The organism is Actinobaculum sp. 352 (genome assembly GCF_003957265.1).
Classification (GTDB): domain Bacteria; phylum Actinomycetota; class Actinomycetes; order Actinomycetales; family Actinomycetaceae; genus Asp313.
The window spans coordinates 205,612-223,536 of the sequence record NZ_RQSN01000003.1; the positions used below are offsets into that span (position 1 = coordinate 205,612).

The following is a 17,925-nucleotide window of genomic DNA, read 5'->3' on the forward strand; positions in this document are numbered from 1 at the left end:
ACTCAAGGGCCCCGGGCGGATAACAATAGAAACGTCCGGATGACGGGTTGCTGAACCGCCCGCTCGCCTTAGGCCCACCCGCTCACCACCAACCCTCACCGGGAAGGTTGAAGGAGGAACGAGGAATATGGTCCACTACCGAGCCGCTCTCACGGCCTGTTCCCTTGCAGTTGCACTGGCTCTGGTCGGTGGATGCAGTCGTAACGTCGCGAGTGATGCCGCTGCTGCAGAGAACTCTGCGGCGCCCGGAATTGTGTACGCGAACCCGTCCAATGCCACAGCCGCAGCGGCGCCCCAGGATGCCGCCGCAGATGATTACGAGGATAGTACCGTGGGCGCGGACGTCAATCGCCCGACGCCACTGACTGGCGAGGTCGGCGCTGTTGCCTTGGATGGTGACTACTTCGTATTCGCGGCCGGGGAGAGCGGATACGGCTACATGCGGGTGCCTGCCGACTACGAGTTGCTGGAGCGGCCATACTCGGAGAGTGGAGTTATCGGCGTGCAGGGCTCATCGGGCGAGCGGGTCACATTACATCCGGTGGTGGGGATGACCATCCTCCCCACCGCTGACGAAGCAGTGGAACTCCTGGGAGGCAATGCGCGAGCCTCTGCCGTTCCGGATGATACGGTGTCATCATTGGGTGGATTTCCCGCGTGCGCCGTTCTTGCAACCGAATCCAACGGCAGCGTCTCGCGTATCTACCTTGTTGATTCTGGCGATGGGCTGTGGAACGTGACGGCCACGGGTCCCACATCTTCGGCATTGGATGACGTCGACGCGGTGGCGCAAGGTCTCGTCGTCGTGACGGATGACTGAATGTGGCGGATGGCGCGAGTCTCATGGAGGAGGGCTCTTCGCACCCGCGTCTGTCGCTGGTGTTTCGGCACACGCGCCGCTGTTTCGGCACACGGCATGCGACTTACGGTGCATGCTTGCCGTGCGCGTGCTGACGCCGTCTTGCCGAGAAGACCTTCGGTTGATGATTGCGAGCCGGTGCGTATGCGGTGTTGCAGTTCGGGCAGATGGATGGGAAAACCGGGTGCTCGTCTGTGGGTCAGACGGTCAGGCCCGCTTGCTGTGCGGCGTCGCGCCAGATGCGGGCGTTGCTTTCCGAGGTTACTGCCACGATGATCTCTTCGATTGCGCCGGTGGGGAAGGCATCAGCCGCAGGCTGGCCCGGCTGTGACGTCAGCACCGCAAAAGCGCGGCAGGCGATAGTGGCGCATTCGGTCATGTCCCAACCGTAGGCGCCCGCACCGATTGCGGGGAAGGCAATCGAGTGCAATCCCATCCCCTGGGCGATGTGGAGAGAGTTGGTGAAGCAGGCTGCCAGCTCGCTCGGTGCGACCTGACCGGCGTATCGATTCGGGCCGACCGTGTGAATGACCCAGCGGGCGGGGAGATTGAAACTAGGGGTGGCAACGGCCGTACCGACGGCGAGTCCCTCGGGCAGTGCACTGGCACGCAACTCGCGGCAGGCCGCCAATAGCTGGGGGCCGGCTGCACGATGGATGGCTCCATCAACGCCACCTCCGCCAAGTAGGCTGGAATTGGCTGCATTGACAATGGCATCGGCGCCGACTTGCGTGAGATCCGTAACCGAAATCAACATTCGCATGCCTACACCTTACGCGGGGTCGCTGGGTAACGGCTGGAGTATCGCGAGGGGTATCGGTGCTTCCACCGCTCCAGGTATTGCGACATTGGCAACGGAACAGCGGGGCGACGCCAGCGTACTGCGTGTTGTGGCGCGCTGCATTAGAATCGTCGCAGACCTTTCCGGAGGTGCATATGGACGAGTCGGCGAGCCACAGGGTAGACCGTGCGCGCGTGTGGTTCCGGCACTGGATCGCGGGCGATCCACGGCCGGTGATCGGGGTGGTTCTTGGCGTCGTACTCGCAGTCGTGTGTGCCGCTATCGCCCTTTCCGCGCATGCAAGCATACCGAACCTGGCACTAATGCTCTGTGCCTGTGCAGCGGTTGCCACGTCCGGGATTTGGCCGATCTCGTCTGCGATTTGGCTTGGTGGCGTGCTGACCTTGGTATGGCTCATACCGGGACGGTCGATTTCCGTGGCCGCGGTGTCAATGTTCCTTATGACAGCCATGCTCATCTGGGCTGGGCATCGCCGGGCGGCATTGCCATTTACCGTGTGGTATCTGGTGTGCGTGATCGCAGCGACGGTTCCCGCAACAAGTTCGCGCGTCGAGATGCTGCAGGGTGTTGTGCTGTGGAGCCTCTTCGCCTTGCTTTTCGCGGCGATAGGCGAGCTACTCTTCCGGCAACGCCAGGCGAATATGCGCCTGGAAGAACAGCGTAAGGCAGAGCTGCAAGCCCAGCGGCGTGCTATTGCACGGGAGTTGCACGATACCGCAGTGTATGCAAGTACGATGATCGTTATGCGAGCAGAAGCGGCTCGGTTGCGTGGTACAAATGATCCCCGGTTAGCGGAGGACCTTGACTTTATTGCACGAACTGGACGTGTGGCGACTGCGGACCTCCGGCGCATGTTGGATGTCTTAAGAGTCTCCGACAATATTGATCTTGCCGATGGCGTGACGGCCGCGGAACGCTTCACAATCTCGGACACCTCGCTAACTGCCACTTTGAACGCCCAAATTGAAAAAGTGCGGGCAGCGGGCGTCGTCGTCAATGCGTCCATAGATGGCGATGTGGACGCACTGCCGGAGATCGTCTCCTCAACACTGGCGCGTGTGGCCACCGAGGCTTGTTCAAATGTCGTCAAACATGGAAGTCGTGACGTTCCAGCGACCATAATGATTGATGTCACCGAGGATGGTGTGGACGCACTCTTTATCAACGGGCGTAATCTTCCGGCGAGAGCAGGAGGAGGGCAACTGGCCAACTGGTTCGGGGACTCTAATGCTCGGCCGAAGCTTGGTTTGATCGGCCAACGTGAGCGGATTGAAGCCGTGGGTGGCACCATTGACTTCTCTGGAACAGAGTCGCGTTGGCTTGTGCGTATCACGATTCCGATTGGGAGGTAGGGTGAAACCGTCATGGAGGGGCAGAATCCAACACCGAATCAACAAGCCGCGGCGGTGAACGGTGTGAATCCCTGGGCGGGGTTCACGACGCCGCCGACGAGTTCGCCATCGCATGTGCGAGTTGTGGTGGTTGACGACGACCAAGCGGTGCTTGATGGGATTGCGACCTATCTGGCAACGGCGGATGATATCGAAATCGTGGGTGTGGGAACAACTGGTTTCGATGCGATTCGCCTCGTCCAGGAAAAGATGCCCGATGTTCTCATGACGGATGTGCGCATGCCGGAGATGGATGGCATTACCGCCGCTGCCCAAGTACGTGAGAGGTTCCCACAGGTCAGAGTTGTGCTGCTGACAACTTTCGACGACGACGAAGCGATGCTCACCGGTTTGCAGGCCGGTGCTGCCGGATTCTTGCTGAAGAATACGGCTCCTGAGGACCTCATTAGCGGACTGCGTCAGGTTGCTGCCGGGGGTACCGTCGTTTCGCCCGGCCCGACCTCGCGGCTTGTGAAAAACTACCTTGTTGCGCCGTCGTCGGACTCGGACTACGTTCCGCTTTCACCGCGTGAACTTGAAGTGCTGCAGTTGCTATGCCAGGCGTATTCGAATTCTGAAATCGCCGAGAAGCTCTTCGTCAAAGAGGCAACCATAAAGACCCACGTGGCATCCATTATGACGAAGTTCGGTGTGAATACCCGGCTCAAGATTGTGGTGCGCGCGCACGAGCTGGGGCTGGTGCGGCCTTGAGGGCGGTGCTGCGCTGGTTGCGGAAGCATGCACCCGCTGGTCGTAGATTCCCTGGTTTGGGTGGCAGTGGTGTGTTGATAACGGCTAGCTATGCACCCGCTCGGGCTCGCAGTACATGGTCTGCGGGCCGCTGGTTGCGGCATAGGTGTGCACTTCGCGGTACTACTCGTCCACAAGCTGAAGTTGATAGCGCCTCAATGACTAGCAACATGGCGGGGTATCCCCGCTTTTGAGACGGAATGTGAGCGGGACTTCACCACGACTTTTCGGCGTCAAATGGTCGCTCTCATACTTTTGGGGGATATGGTGCCTTTGCCACCTTCGCTACGCTTGAGTATGTAGGGGAAGGAGGGGCTATGAAAGTAACACACGCGATTGCTGCTGCGGCCCTAGTTATTGGTGGAGGCGCTTTTGCCGCACCTCAGGTAGATCATGTTGCTGTGGAGAATAGCGATGTCGCAAAGGTTCGTGTCATCGCAGGCTCGAATGCTGAGCCGGAATTCCTGTGCACATGGTTCCCGTTCTTGCGTCCGCTATGCGGACCGCTGAACAAATAGGCGGCGGAAGTTTAACGAGAGGCGCGACCATGCGGCTTGCGTATGGCCTTGTCGGCCTGTAAGCAGTGGGTTTCGTGTTCGCCTCAGAATATCGGTCGTCCGTGGCGGCTGGTTGCTAAGCGTTCGGAGACAATTTCATAGGCATCAGGTATCGGATTTGAGGATATTTGCCATTTGGCAAAGCTCACCTCGGCGCCGGGTTTCCGGTATGGGACAGTCCCAGAGGCAAGAGCAGGTCCCGTAGGGAGGTCTCCGTCCCATCCGACTGCGTGTGCCTGATGTATGTGCGTCGGGGCATGTGCCTCTGGAACCGGCGTACGAACGAGGCCCGGGTGGAGCGTGAACATCCGGGCCTCGTTGTTGTCTAGTCGACGGGGTGCGGCCCGGTTGGCGACGGCGCAAGGTTCGTTCAATTGCGCGGGTCAGCCCGCAGCGACGTCGCCCTGTAGCGCCTCGCGAATGCGGGGGACCGCCGCATCAACGCAAACGGCGGCATCTCCGTCGGCATCCCAAACGATAAGCAGCCCCATTTTCTGCATGGTGTTGACCATGCCTTGCCCGCAGTGATTGACGATCACTGCCTCGACGGCGTTTTCGCGCAGCCAACGCACGATTCGTGCATGGTGTGCTCCGTGGGTTCCTGAGTCATGCAGCTCATCCCAGCTGACTTCGTGAACATCCCAGCTTGAAACAGTGTCATCATCCGCAATGTCGACGACGGCGACGTTATGTGCTCTGCCCCAGCGGTGGTCAACTGCGCCATCGGGGGTTACGGGGATCGCGAGTTTCATAGTTCTTACAGTAGGCCATAGAAACGGTGGGCGTGGGCCGGTTGCGCGAAGGATTGCGCGGGTTACGCAGAAGGCGCGGCGGCGGACTGTGCGCGAAAGCCTTCCAGTATTTCGAATCCATCCCGGCCGCGGACTACCGGTACCGAGGGAGGCGCCGCGATTTCACGGCTCTCCATCGTACTTGGCGTTCCGTGTGAGAGAACCTGCTCAACTGGGTTCAGCTCGCGCAGGGCTATGGCCCGGATACGGGAAGGGTGATCGCGTGCCAGCTCGTCATATATGAAGGGATCGTGCTGGCCGTCGTCGCCGATGAGGTACCACTGGATATTCGGGAGAGTTATGAGAAGGTTGCGCAACTGAGTGCGTTTGTGGCTCTCACCGGAGCGGAAGAGGCCGGTGGGGGTGGGTCCCCAGTCGGTGAGTAGTAGTGGACCCTCGGGGAGGTTGTTCGTACGGATGAATGACTGCATGGCAGGTGCCGTGTTCCACGCGCCGGTGGACAGGTAGAACACCGGCGCGTGCGGGTCTCCGGAAAGGAGGTGGCGGTAGAGCTCCGGCATGCCGACGACGGCTTGGCGCGCATCGGTGGGAAGAACAAATGAGTTCCAAGCAGCCAGCAGCATTCGGGGTAGCCAGGTGACCAGGATTGTATCGTCGATGTCTGAAACGATTCCCCACTTCGCCCGCGGATCCACCACGATCACAGGGGCGGTCACCGCCTCGCCAGCTGCGGGTGTGATGGTCGCGTTATGCCATCCCGGTGTCAAGCCATGGTTGTCCGCCACAATGTCGATATAACCGGAGTGGTCCGTGCGGGTGGAGATGACGACGTCGCCGATACTGACGGTGACTGGCAGATACCCGACCTGGGTGGTGAAGAACTGACGCCAGCCACGCTGCGCCTGCGCTTGAGCGTCCACCGCCCGCTGGGTGGCGCGCTCAACCATCTCATTGACGCGGTTGCCTGCCGACGACGGGTTGCCCGCGCCGGTGCGCGGAAGGAAGGGAGTTTTGCCGGTGTGCAGACGCTCGCCGTCGGCGCTGATGTTATTAGGTTTGTACATCAATTGCCGCTGCGTAGCGATGTGTCGGCCGGGCTGTTTGGTGTGAGCGGCAGGCGGTTCAGCGCAGGCGGCAGGGGGATCCGAGTGGTGATGGGCGGGGTCGGCCATGACCGCACGGGCGAGGACGCGAACAGTATCGACCGACCCGTAGCCGGTGTAGGGAAGAATTTGGGGAAGCCAACCGGCAGCGCGGCGGCGCACGATGCCACGCTTGTTGTGTTGGTTTTCTATGGAGCGAACGATGTCGGCCAAACCCATGCGGTCAGCTTACCAAGCCGCAGCATGCGCTTGCGGGCGCCGGTGGCGTCCCGTAGGCAGTATTTGGCCGCCTGAGAGGTATGGCCGTGATGAGCTCGTTCCAGTCGGCACCGTCCGGCCCAGGGGCTCGGATGCGGATGGCAGGCTGACCTTTTCGAAGAGGACTAGAGTAACCCTCACATGTGCAGGCGCGAGAGCCACTAGCAGACCGATATGTCCCCCGAGAGTAGCCCTCACATGCGCAGGCGTGAGCCGACGCTGCAGGCGCGTGGGGGTCCGCCGGTTCTGGCGCACCGCCCACGCGAGCGGCTGCGGAATTGGTCAGATCTCGTAGGTGTTAACCGTCCACGCACGCAACTGGTCGGAGAGTGTGACGCCCAGACCCGGGCGGTCGGAGACAATCATGCGGCCATCCTTGATTTCCATGTGCTCGTTGAAGAGCGGGTCGGGCCAGTCGAAGTGCTCCGCCCACGGCTCCAAGGGATAGGTCGCCGCCAGATGGGAGTGAATCGCCATGGAGAAGTGCGGTGCCACTCGATCAATGAGGCCGCCCCGGATACAGATGGGAGTGAATCTTCATGGAGAAGTGCGGTGCCACCTGAAGCCCGGCCTCTTCGGCCAGAATCAACAGTTTGCGGAACTCGGTGATGCCCCCGATTCGCGGCGCATCGGGCTGGATGAAGTCGCATGAGTGCATTTCAATACGCTTGCGATGCTCGGCCACGGAGGTCAGCATTTCTCCAGTGGCAATTGGGGTGGCAATTTCGCGGGCAAGTTCCGCGTGCCCGGCGTAATCGTAGGCATCCAACGGCTCTTCGATCCAGATGAGGTTGAATTCCTCCATTGCCTTGCACATGCGCATGGCGGTGGGGCTGTCCCACTGCTGATTCGCGTCCACCACAAGCGGGAAGTCATCACCCAGTAGATCACGCATCGCCGTTAGGCGCTCGAAGTCGATCTTGTGGTCCGGGTGTCCCACCTTGATCTTGATGCCGCCAATGCCTGACTCCAGTGCCTCTTTGCATTGTCGAGCACTTCCGGAAGAGGTGAATTGAGGAACCCGCCGGAGGTGTTGTAGCAACGTATCGAATCACGATGCGTGCCGATAAGTTTGGATAGTGGAAGTCCGGCGCGTTTCGCCTTCAGATCCCACAGGGCGACATCGATGGCTGCAATGGCCTGTACGGCCACGCCCGAACGGCCGACCGAGGCTCCCGCCCGCAGTAATTTGACGTGTAGGCGGTCAATATCGTTGGGATCTTCACCAATGAGGTTGTCGGCGATTTCATTCGCATGCGCAAATTGGGCGGGGGCACCGGCACGCTTGGAGTATCCGAATCCGAGGCCCGTGTGGCCGTCACTGGTTTCGAGTTCGCAGAAAAGGAAGTTGACCTCCGTCATCGGTTTCTGCCTGCCGGTGAACACCTTGGCATCGGAGATCTCGTTCTTAAGCGGGAGTACCACATGGGATAGTTTGACGTTCTTAATGCTGTCGGGCATGAATCGCTCCTTGTGTAATCACTGTATCTGAATGACTCTGCGGCCCGTCGGCTTCGATCTGCCTGCAGATTAAGTCCGCGTGCGCATTTCGAGCACGCCACGACGGGCAGGCGATCCAACCGACGTGCCGAGACGCTTCGAGGGGACCGGCAATCAGTGGCTGCGCGAGTCCGTTGGATTCGCGCGACGGAAGTGTGGAGAATGCCGACGGTGCCCCGCGCAATTCGTTGGCAATGCATCGCTGCGACGCCAATGCCGGACGGAACCATCTGGCGAGCCCCAGGCTTGGGAGAGGCAGTGGCGCCGGCATTCATGTACTGATCGACAATCGGTGGGTCTCACATCGGCACAATGACCCTGCCGAATGCGGCGGCCGAACATGAGGCGAATCCGCCCCGCAACCTCGCGTTGGCGGGCCGGATATCACACCATCGCTGATGCGACTACCATGTGTTCATAGTGTCGCGTTTTTGCCCGCCGAACAGGGGACATTATTCGATGACTGAATGTGGCCGAGCCTGTTAGCGCCGCGTGTTGCTGTCATCCTCTTCGGCAGCTCGATGTGTCCAAATCCCGTCCAAACGAAGAACATCCGGTTTTCACCGACGCCGAAATCCGCATGATTCCGCCATTCTTTAAATTGAAACATTCCATTTTGCCATCGTTTGGACGGGATTTGGACAGGCGCGAGCGTGCAGGGCCGCAGCCGACCCGGCCACGGCCCCGCACTATGGGCTCACAGCCACATCTCGACCAGAACCTTGCCCGAAAGATCAGAGTTCTTCGCCGTGACGAAAGCCGCCACCGGATCGTCGGCGGACACGGTATGGGTAATGACGGCGTCGGCAATCTCCGGACGGTTCGCCAGCAACTGAACGGCGTCGTCAATCTCATTGTTGAAACGGAAGCTGCCGCGAATCTCAATCTCCTTGGAGATAACCGGTGCGATGGTCAGCGGCTGCGGACCGCCCGCAAGCATTCCGACCTGCACATGCAAACCGGCCGGCCGCACTGCCTCGAACGCGTTGGAGACCGCAGCGGGCACGCCCGTGCACTCGAGGATGACGTCGAAGTAATTGGTCGGAAGCCCATCACGGTCCGAGCGCAGGGTGCGCGTGACGCCGAGCTGCGATGCTCGCGAAAGCGGCCCGTCCAGAACGTCGGCGGCAACCACCTCAGCAGCACCTTTACTGAGGGCGCCGGCAGCGGTGAGTAATCCGATGGGTCCCGAGCCTGAGACAAGAACCTTCTTCCCCTCCAGGTCGCCGGCAATATTGATTCCATGCAGGCCTACGCCTAGCGGTTCGGATAGTGCCGCCACACGCAGGTCCATTCCAGTGGGTAGCACACGGACCATGTCCGAGCGGACCACCAAGTACTCGGCCATACCGCCCTGTGTGTGTGGATGAGTCGAGGCGGAGCCGAGATAGCTACCTCCGGGGAAGACGCTGGGGCGATCCTCGGCGCCCGGCACCGGCGTTCCGAAGGTAGCTGGGTGAACCGTAACAGGGGTGCCAGGCTCCAGCTTGCCGGAGGGGTCGAGGTCAACGGTTGCTGAGAGCTCGTGGCCGGGGGTCAGGGGCTCGGTAATTGCGTAGGCACCTACCGCGCCGTCGAAGTAGTAGTGCAGGTCCGATCCGCAAACGCCAACATAGGCGACGCGGAGCCGAACCTGCCCCTCACCGGGTTCCGGTAAGGGTACCTCCTCTATATGTAGATCTTCTTTGCCGTGAATATAAACGGCACGCATGGCAACCTCTTTCTTTTGTGATTGTTCCTTCTATGGAGTGCATATGCCGTGATGAACCGCGCGACACCGCGGGGTTCATCACGACGTGTGGATAGTGGTGGTGACTGGAGTATGTGGATGGACTAAGCGCGTGATCTTGGCGGATGGAGTAGGTCTTTGAAACTGTTGGTACTACAACGATTCATCGCACCGTGCGGAACCTACGCTGGGTTGAGGCTGCCACGAGTCGGACTAGTGCAACTGTGATGGTCCGACTCGTGGCGACGAGAGCAATCAGAACATGCCGCCGACGACGAAGATGACCAGAGACAGAGCGAACACCATCACCGATTCGAGCGCCTGCTGGACTGTCCAGGTTCGCAGCGTGGTAGCGGTATCCATGCCGAGCAGGCGGCCAACGAGCCAGAATCCGGAGTCGTTGACGTGGGATGCGAAAACAGAGCCTGCCGCGCAAGCCAAGGTGATCGCCACAACCTGCATGGGACTGAAATTACCGTCTAGTACCGCAGGTGCCATCAGACCGGCAGCGGTCGTAAGAGCGACTGTGGCTGAACCCTGCGCCAACCGTAGCGCGACCGCAACCAGATATACGGCAACGATCACCGGCATGCCCAGATCGCCAAGTGCCTCTTTCAATGCGTTACCGATACCGGACTGGCGCAGCACTCCTCCGAACATGCCACCGGCACCGGTAATGAAGACGACCGAGGCGATGGGGCCAAGCGAAGAATCGAGAAGCTTCTCCAGCGCTGAGCCGCCCTCGTGGCGCCGCAAACCGAGCACAAGGATAGCAACGATCACCGCGATGAGCAGCGCGATACCGGATGTCCCGAGGAGTGTAAACACCTTGGCCCATGTGGGTAGGGAGACCTGGGAGAGTTCGGGTTCGGGGTTGTACTTGCCGAATACATCCGCCTTCGTCATGAAATCGACGCTCGTGTTCAGGAAAATCAAGAGCATCGGGAGTAGCAACACGCTGATAACGGTTCCCGTCTTCGGCGGATTCGCCACCGTACGAGTCTCGCCGCCGAAAATCGTGTTCGAGATGTCGATATTCGGGAATCGACGCGCACAGTAGCGGCCCCACAGAACGCCGGTGACGTAGAAGGTCGGAACTGCCACCACGATACCAGCGATAATAAGGACGCCTAGGTTGGTGCCGAAGAAGCTGGAAGCAGCGACCGGGCCGGGATGCGGCGGCACGAACACGTGCATCACCGAGAAGGCGACGGCGGTGGGGAAGGCGTAGAGCAGGATGGGGCCACCCAGACGTTTCGCAACAGCGAAGACGATTGGCAGCATCACGACGAGGCCGGCGTCGAAGAACATTGGGAAGCCGAGGAGCAACGAGGCGATGCCGAGTGCGAACGGTGCGTTTCTCTCACCGAAGGTTCGGATCATAGAATCGGCCAGTGCCTGTGCGCCGCCGGAGTTTTCTATAAGTTTGCCCAACATTGCGCCCAGCCCGACTAATATACCGACGCTTCCCAGCGTGGAATTGAAACCACTCATGACCACGTCATATAAGCTGCCAATCGGGATTCCGGCTGCCAATGCGGTCAGAACGGACACGATAACAAGCGTCAGGAATGCATGCAATTTGCAGACGATGATGAGCAGCAAGATCAAAAGAATCGCTGCGGCCGCGATCCCCAGCAAGGGGCCGGCACTCATTGTCTGTTCCCAGTTTTCCATGGAGGTCTCCATTGACATTACAAGCAGGACCAGGATCCCGATAAGCGGGATGTGTGTGCCCCGATCACCGCTTTGTGGCGGACAAATGATGTACGCCGAGCGTGCGGGCGCGTGACCCTTCTGCTACGGCACCTGCCATCTTAGTACGGCTGGTAGACTCAATTGTACAAACCCGAATCTGAGCCGTTTGGGCCCTATGTCCACTCGCGTCTGGCCTCTGGGTTGTCCAGTCAGCTATCGATGTCCGCGGTAGTCACGTGCGCGGGCGGCGCAGTCTTGGAATCCTGGACGAAAGAGCCGAACGCAGCGGCTCACAACGGCATACAGTGGTAAGGAGCCTCAATCGCTGCGGTGATTGGCGGCTCCAGCGGTGAACAAGGGAGTAGCCGCATTCAAAAGAGAAAGGTGGCGGAATGCAAAGGTTGCACCGAGATGACCTGTATCAAGACAAGGTACTTGCCCAGCGCCTGATCGGAGCAAGTGCTCCTGAGAAGACGGGGATTGTCCATATTGGCCTGGGCAATTTCCATCGTGCCCATGCGGCTGTTGCGACGGCGGAGGCCCTTGCGGCGGAGCCCGGGGACTGGGGTGTGGTTGGAGTGGCGATGCATAGCCACGGCGTCGTTGATCCAATGCGCGAACAGGGCGGCGCCTACTCGGTACTGCAGCTGACACCGCGCGGCGAAGATGTGGGAATCGTGGACGTACACCGCGCCTTTTGCGTTGCCGCCGACGAACCTGAGGCCGTCGTCGCGCAAATCGCCGCTCCCGAGCACAAGATCGTCACACTGACGGTTTCCGAGCAGGGATATCACAAGGATGAGATGACCGGAGGACTCGACACCGCCCACCCGGACGTGGCTGCGGATATCGCCGGCGCCGGCCCCAGCACGCCGGTGGGACTGTTGGCACGTGGGCTGCAGAAACGGTTTGCCGACGGCGGGGCACCGCTGACGATTCTGTGCTGCGACAATATGCAGGCGGGTGGGGCGCTTGTGCGCCGCCTTGTCACTGAGTTCTTGCAGGCTGTGGACGCGGAGTCGGCATTGCTGGATTGGATGGCGCACTCTGTCACCTTCCCCAATTCAATGGTGGATCGTATCGTTCCGGGAACGACGGATAAGACGCGCGCGGACGTTGAGCGTATTGCCGGTTATCACGACGACGTGCCGGTTCCTACCGAAGAGTTCACCATGTGGGTGATTGAGGATAACTTTGCTGCGGGTCGGCCTGCATGGGAGAAGGCGCGCGGAGTCATCTTTTCCACCGAGGTGGAGAAGTACGAGCTGGTCAAACTGCGCATTCTCAATGCCTGCCACTCCCTGATCTCCTATCTCGGCGTGCTCGACGGGCGGGGCACTGTTCCTGATGCGCGCACCCAGCAGTTCATTGAGGATTGTGTGCGCCATCTGATCGGTGACGAGATGCTTCCCTCGATTGACCTGCCGGAGGGATTCGATCCCGAGAATTACGTGGCGCAGCTCTTTGATCGCTGGACGAACTTCGCGCTGGGAGACAGGACGGCGCGGATTTGTTCTCATGGAATCGTGCGGCTCAATCAGCGAGTCATCATCCCTGGTACTCGACTGTTGGCACAGGGGATAATGCCGCAACAAATCGCGTTGCTTTTCGCCTCCTGGCTGTGCTGCACATGCCCGCCGCCCGGCTTCGTGCCGGATGCGCTTGTGGAAGAGATCGTCGAGCCGCGGCAGCCCGAACTGCGTGCCGCCTCTGATGCTGCCCTCGCTGCGGCCGGACCGGACGCCAATCCGGTAGCGGTCCACGTCGACGCGATTCTGCGCGGGGGATTCTTTGCCAGCGAGTTGACTGCCTACGAGGCCTTCAATCAGCGTGTGACGGAACTGGTACAGCTGATCGTGAGTAGTGGAGTACGTGCAGCTGCGCAGGACGCCTTGAGTAAGAGGCTTTCAAGCATCTAGGCGTGTGGCCCCGCCGGGCATAGCAGAGGTTGTGCCCGACGGGACGTCTCGCCTCGTTACGCACTGCGGTCGTTACGCACCGCGACTGTATCCCCACCGGGGTTTACATTCGGTCTGCGAAAAGTGTGAGGCGGATGGAGTAGAGGCTCGCGTTGTAGAGATGGTTGCCGTACTCAACCACACGCCCGGCGGCGTCGTATGTGGTGCGTTGCATGGTCAATAACGGTGCGTCAACCGGGACGCCAAGTTGCTCCGCGTCATCAGGCGTGGCATTGCGTGCGCCGACCGTCTGATGAGCTGTCATCATGGAGACTCCGGATTCCTTCATGGCGGCATAAAGGCCCTGCTTTGAAAGGACCTTCAAGGAGGGGCAGACGTCCAGAGGCACCAGATTCGTCATAATCGCCAACGGGCCGGTCTCGATCGAACGGATGCGGCGCATGCGGACGATTTCCGTATCGCGAGCGCATTCCAGAGCTTCCATTTCCGCGTCATCGGCGAGCACTATCTCATACGATATGACTCTCGTACTGGGCGTGAAACCGGCACGTTTCAGGTCGTCATTGAAGGACGTGAGGCTGAGTGGACGGTGAATTCGAGTGGGTGCGACGCGTGTACCGGACCCGCGCTTACGGCGGACGAGGCCTTGGCTAACGAGTTGCTGCAGTGCGTGCCGTGCGGTCGGCCGCGATACTTCCAGCCGTTGTGCCATGGATACTTCATCTTCGATTAAACTTCCCTCCGGGATCTCGCCGTTCAAGATGAGGCGTTCGATCGGAGCTGCAATCTGCTTGTAAAGGGGAACCGATGAGTCCCTATCCAGTTCGATGGCAGGAACGAAGGGGGCAGCATCGGCTGGCTGGCCTGAACTACCGGTTGCTGGGTTCATCTCGCCGCCTTGGAGTGTCGGTACGAAGGGTATATCCGGCATTCTAGCGTCTCCACCGCCGGTGTGGCGGCCCTTACGTGTGGGCTAGGTCATGGATAATGAAGTTATTAAGCGAATCAATATTGGCTAACAGTCCTCCGACCAGCACATTTGCGTCGCGCGATCCAGAGTTTCGAAGTCGCAGATAATCGACTATCTGCTAACGCGTCGGCGTGTTGCGTTCTTCTCTCGTCAGTTCTTCTCCCGTCAATTCTTCTGTCATGCCTTCCTCTCTGGTCAGTCCTCCTCCTTCGCCAGGGCTTTCACACCGGCCTCAAGAGTTGCGATGATCTTGTCGACGTCGTACACGCATCCGCGCCACATGCCGCCGGAGACATCCTGCAGGGCCGCCCACAGCCGGGTGTCATCGGGGAGATCGGGATCGGGCCGCAGGCTGACGGGAGTGTTGCGGGCAGCCAACTCGGCTGCTCCTTGCTGCGGAGTCAACGGTTTCTCCGCGGTTCCGATAAAGTTCAGGGAGCCATCGAGTTTTCGGGTATCGACGACGATCTCCACGACGTCGCCGTTGCGCAGTTTCCCAATCGGCCCTCCGGCCAGTGCCTCCGGCCCAACATGGCCGAAACACGCCCCGGTCGAGACTCCGGAGAAGCGAGCATCGGTAATGAGGGAGACGTGCTTGCCAAAGGGCAGTTTCTTCAGGGCGGAGGTCACCTGATAGGTCTCCTCCATGCCTGTGCCACGTGGCCCGGCACCGAGGACCACCATAATGTCTCCGGCAACGATATCGCCCGCCTTTATGGCGGCGATAGCCGCCTTCTCCGAGGTGAAGACCTTGACGGGAGCGGTATGCCGGAATACGCCGTCGTCGTCAATCACACTCGGATCAATGGCCGTGGACTTCACGACGGAGCCTTCCGGCGCGATATTGCCGAGAGGGAAGGTGACGGTGGAGGTCATTCCGCGGGCAGCCGCATCATCCGGGGTCATGATGACCTCGTCGGGTTCCACGCCGTCGACCTCGCGTAGACGCTGGCGAATGCGGGCGCGCCGCTCACTGTTTTCCCACCAGTCGAGGTTCTCGCCGAGGGTCTGTCCGGTTGCCGTGAGAACGTCTTCGTGCAGTAGGCCCAAACGCCGCAGGTGTAGCATGACTTCGGGAACGCCACCGGCCAGGAAGACGGAAGCGGTCGGATACATCACCGGGCCGATGGGTAGCACGGAGACCAGACGTGGCACCCGCCGGTTGATGCGCGCCCAGTCGGCGACGGAGGGGACTCGGCATCCGGCGTGGTAGGCAATGGCGGCCAGATGGAGTAGGAGGTTGGTGGATCCACCGAAGGCGGCGTGCAGCACCATGGCGTTCTCGACGGCGTCGTCGGTGACGATGTCCTTGGTGGTGATTCCGGCATTCTTGAGTTTGAGCAGTGCCCGAGCCGAGCTGCGGGCCAAATCAATCCAGATCGCCTCGCCCGAGGGTGCAAGAGCGGAATGCGTGATCGCCAACCCGAGCGCCTCGCCGACCACCTGCGAGGTACCGGCGGTGCCAAGGAACTGGCAGCCGCCTCCGGCGGAGGCGCAGGCACGGCACCCCAGGGTGACGGCATCCTCAAAGCTCATCTCACCACCGGCATAGCGCACTCCGATGGTCTGGATCGTTCCGGCGTCTTCACCGTGGGAAGGCATCAGCGTAGATCCACCCGGAACCAGGACGGTTGGCAGATCGTGCTGCGACGCCAATGCCATCATGAGGGCGGGAAGCCCCTTATCGCAGGCGGCGATTCCGAGCACGCCCTTGCGGTCCGGTAGAGAACGGATAAGACGCCGGAAAACTGTTGCGGCATCGTTGCGGTAGGCGAGGGAATCGAACATGCCGGTTGTGCCCTGAGTGCGGCCATCGCACGGATCGGAGACATAGGCGGAGTAGGGCAGGGTGTTGTGCGCAGCCAACTCCTGCGCCGCAGCCTCCAACTGGAGACCGAGCTCGTAATGGCCGGTGTGCAGCCCGAGGGCGGTCGGAAGGCCATCGCGCTCGCGAATCCCGGCGAGCGTGCTGATCATCATGATGGCGTCGTTGCCGAGCTCGGCCGGATTCCACCCCATTCCCGCGTTGAGCGTCATTCCGAAGATACTGCCGCTGGGAAGTGTGCGTAACTGGTCCGGGGTCAGGGGCAGACGGCCCGCCGGGCCGTCGCGATGGGTGTGCGCCTGGTAAATTGCCGGGTCGTCTTCGGTGTAAATGTCTTGCATGATCGTGTCCTCGTTGAAAGGTCGGTGTGTTTTGGGGCCGGATGTGTGAAGGTTCGGATGTGTGAAGGTTCGGATGTGCGAGGGGTTCTGTTGTGTGAAGGGCTCTGTTGTGTGCAAGGTTCGGCACAACTCGTTTGACGGCGCGCGCAACACGTTGTGCCGCAGCGCTACGTCGCATGCAGCCGTGGCTGTCTCCCATGCACTATGTTCCACGTACCCGTGTTGGCACAGGAAACGAGGCTGTGTGCAGACAGTGTCATAAGGGGCGCGTGGCGGGAAGGAGGCGGAGTCCGGCCTCAGCGATAAGGGCGGTGGCGCGCTGCAGAATCGCGTCGACGGCCTGCTTCTGTGCTTCGTTCAGCGGTGCGCACGAGGTACGGCACGCCTGCGCGACCGGTACGCCGCGCCATGCCATGGCGTATTTGAGTATGGGAGTGAAGTTAGGGGTGATGTTGTATAGGGGTGCAAGGGTGTCGATTATGTGCTGCAAGCGCGCGCTTGCCTCCCAGTCCTGGTCGCGGCACGATTTCGCCCAGGCGGCGCATACCTCCGGGTAGATGTTGGAAAGGCCGGCAATACAGCCGCTGCCTCCCGCCAGAGCGTTGTGCGCGAAGTTCTCATCCAGCCCGGAGTAGATTTGGAACTCCGGGCGATTCGGCAGAATCGTGTCGATGAGCTCGCGGGTATGCGACATTTCGGGGAGAGTGTCCTTGATGCCTACGATATTTGGGTGATCTGCCGCTAGGCGCCGCACCAGCGCGGCACTCAATGGGTTTCCGGTGCAACCGGGGAAGTTGTACAGGTAAATGCTTCCCGTGACGGCTGTGGCGACGGCGTCGAAGTGATGGTAGAGATCTTCCGGTGAGAGCTGGAAATAGTAGGGCGCGATGACGACGACGCCGTCGGCGCCCGCCTCCAGCGCGTAATGAGACATTTCAATGGTCTCGGTCACCGAGTTACAACCGGTTCCTACCAGCAGGTGGGTTCTACCCGCGACATGCGCGGTCGCCAGGTCGATGAGGCGCCGCTGCTCCTCATGAGGGATGGCGTAGAACTCGCCGATGCTGCCCAGTAGCAGTAGTCCATCGACTCCGCCGTCGATGAGGAAGTCATGGACGGCGCGATTGGCCGCCTCGTCCAGAGTGCCGTCGTCGGTGAAGGCGGTGATAACTGGTGTGATGTACCCAAGTTTGTGCTGCATGTTCGTTCCTTTACGTGTTAGTGCCGGGGTGATATCCCGGTTGGTACCGGGGTACCGGGGTGGGGCCGGGTTGCTGCCGAGCAGATTTGCCGTATCGGGAAGTGGGTACCCCGTTGTTCTCCCTATAGACCGCGGTCACCTCCATTTCCCGGTTTTCGCCAGTTCTCCGCGAATCACCCGGAGCCTTAGCGAAAATCCGGAGGTCTTAGCGGCTTGGCTGCTGGGATGCAGCGCGCCCGCGCCCTGCCGACCAATCTGACCGAGTCGATG

16 protein-coding genes are annotated in these 17,925 nt (G+C 60.5%); 5 read left to right on the forward strand and 11 right to left on the reverse strand.

The window, feature by feature from the left end:
- The first annotated feature begins 127 nt into the window (after window positions 1-127).
- Complete coding sequence (locus tag EKN07_RS04905) at window positions 128-820, forward strand: hypothetical protein (protein WP_108716463.1); 693 nt, start codon at window positions 128-130, stop codon at window positions 818-820.
- Window positions 821-1,058: 238 nt separating this feature from the next.
- Here the strand turns inward: EKN07_RS04905 and EKN07_RS04910 are convergent, their stop codons facing one another.
- Entirely contained in the window at window positions 1,059-1,622 is a 564-nt protein-coding gene (locus EKN07_RS04910) for a macro domain-containing protein (protein WP_108716462.1), read from the reverse strand.
- Between the two features lie 173 nt (window positions 1,623-1,795).
- On the opposite strand from EKN07_RS04910, the gene EKN07_RS04915 reads away from it, so the two are divergent.
- From EKN07_RS04915 to EKN07_RS04925, 3 genes are all read left to right on the forward strand, one after another.
- On the forward strand, window positions 1,796-3,013 hold the full coding sequence (locus EKN07_RS04915) for a histidine kinase (protein WP_125482530.1): 1,218 nt from the start codon (window positions 1,796-1,798) through the stop codon (window positions 3,011-3,013).
- Between the two features lie 12 nt (window positions 3,014-3,025).
- Window positions 3,026-3,763: a response regulator transcription factor gene (locus EKN07_RS04920; protein WP_108716460.1), complete on the forward strand. Its 738-nt coding sequence runs from the start codon at window positions 3,026-3,028 to the stop codon at window positions 3,761-3,763.
- A gap of 356 nt (window positions 3,764-4,119) precedes the next feature.
- Window positions 4,120-4,320 carry a hypothetical protein gene (locus EKN07_RS04925; protein WP_108716459.1) on the forward strand — a complete coding sequence of 67 codons (201 nt, stop codon included), beginning with the start codon at window positions 4,120-4,122 and terminating at the stop codon, window positions 4,318-4,320.
- Window positions 4,321-4,742: 422 nt separating this feature from the next.
- Here EKN07_RS04925 and EKN07_RS04930 read toward each other — a convergent pair whose 3' ends face one another.
- From EKN07_RS04930 to EKN07_RS04950, 7 genes are all read right to left on the reverse strand, one after another.
- A complete protein-coding gene (locus EKN07_RS04930) occupies window positions 4,743-5,111 on the reverse strand; it encodes a NifB/NifX family molybdenum-iron cluster-binding protein (protein WP_108716458.1) in 369 nt (122 codons plus the stop codon).
- Window positions 5,112-5,173: 62 nt separating this feature from the next.
- Window positions 5,174-6,433, reverse strand: coding sequence for a phosphatase domain-containing protein (locus EKN07_RS04935; protein ID WP_240611280.1), 1,260 nt, complete (start codon window positions 6,431-6,433; stop codon window positions 5,174-5,176).
- Between the two features lie 321 nt (window positions 6,434-6,754).
- Window positions 6,755-6,967, reverse strand: coding sequence for an enolase C-terminal domain-like protein (locus tag EKN07_RS13105; RefSeq protein WP_277600495.1), 213 nt, complete (start codon window positions 6,965-6,967; stop codon window positions 6,755-6,757).
- A 4-nt stretch (window positions 6,968-6,971) separates the two neighbouring features.
- A complete protein-coding gene (locus EKN07_RS13110; protein ID WP_276308083.1) occupies window positions 6,972-7,412 on the reverse strand; it encodes an enolase C-terminal domain-like protein in 441 nt (146 codons plus the stop codon).
- Complete coding sequence (locus EKN07_RS13115; RefSeq protein ID WP_277600496.1) at window positions 7,373-7,933, reverse strand: hypothetical protein; 561 nt, start codon at window positions 7,931-7,933, stop codon at window positions 7,373-7,375. The genes EKN07_RS13110 and EKN07_RS13115 overlap by 40 nt, the downstream gene beginning before the upstream one ends.
- 736 nt (window positions 7,934-8,669) lie before the next feature.
- Window positions 8,670-9,683 (reverse strand): L-idonate 5-dehydrogenase, encoded by a 1,014-nt coding sequence (locus EKN07_RS04945; RefSeq protein WP_126145781.1) that lies wholly within the window; start codon window positions 9,681-9,683, stop codon window positions 8,670-8,672.
- 273 nt (window positions 9,684-9,956) lie between these two features.
- Window positions 9,957-11,378, reverse strand: coding sequence for a GntP family permease (locus EKN07_RS04950; RefSeq protein WP_108716457.1), 1,422 nt, complete (start codon window positions 11,376-11,378; stop codon window positions 9,957-9,959).
- Between the two features lie 413 nt (window positions 11,379-11,791).
- Here EKN07_RS04950 and EKN07_RS04955 point away from each other — a divergent pair, with 413 nt between their 5' ends.
- Complete coding sequence (locus tag EKN07_RS04955; protein ID WP_108716456.1) at window positions 11,792-13,318, forward strand: mannitol dehydrogenase family protein; 1,527 nt, start codon at window positions 11,792-11,794, stop codon at window positions 13,316-13,318.
- A gap of 103 nt (window positions 13,319-13,421) precedes the next feature.
- On the opposite strand, the gene EKN07_RS04960 is transcribed toward EKN07_RS04955, so the two are convergent.
- The 3 genes from EKN07_RS04960 to EKN07_RS04970 all read right to left on the reverse strand — a co-directional run bounded on the left by EKN07_RS04960 (window position 13,422) and on the right by EKN07_RS04970 (window position 17,655).
- A complete protein-coding gene (locus EKN07_RS04960; RefSeq protein ID WP_108716750.1) occupies window positions 13,422-14,207 on the reverse strand; it encodes a GntR family transcriptional regulator in 786 nt (261 codons plus the stop codon).
- A gap of 276 nt (window positions 14,208-14,483) precedes the next feature.
- On the reverse strand, window positions 14,484-16,454 hold the full coding sequence (locus tag EKN07_RS04965) for a YjhG/YagF family D-xylonate dehydratase (protein WP_126145782.1): 1,971 nt from the start codon (window positions 16,452-16,454) through the stop codon (window positions 14,484-14,486).
- A 256-nt stretch (window positions 16,455-16,710) separates the two neighbouring features.
- Window positions 16,711-17,655 carry a dihydrodipicolinate synthase family protein gene (locus EKN07_RS04970; protein ID WP_126145783.1) on the reverse strand — a complete coding sequence of 315 codons (945 nt, stop codon included), beginning with the start codon at window positions 17,653-17,655 and terminating at the stop codon, window positions 16,711-16,713.
- Between the last annotated feature and the right edge of the window lie 270 nt (window positions 17,656-17,925).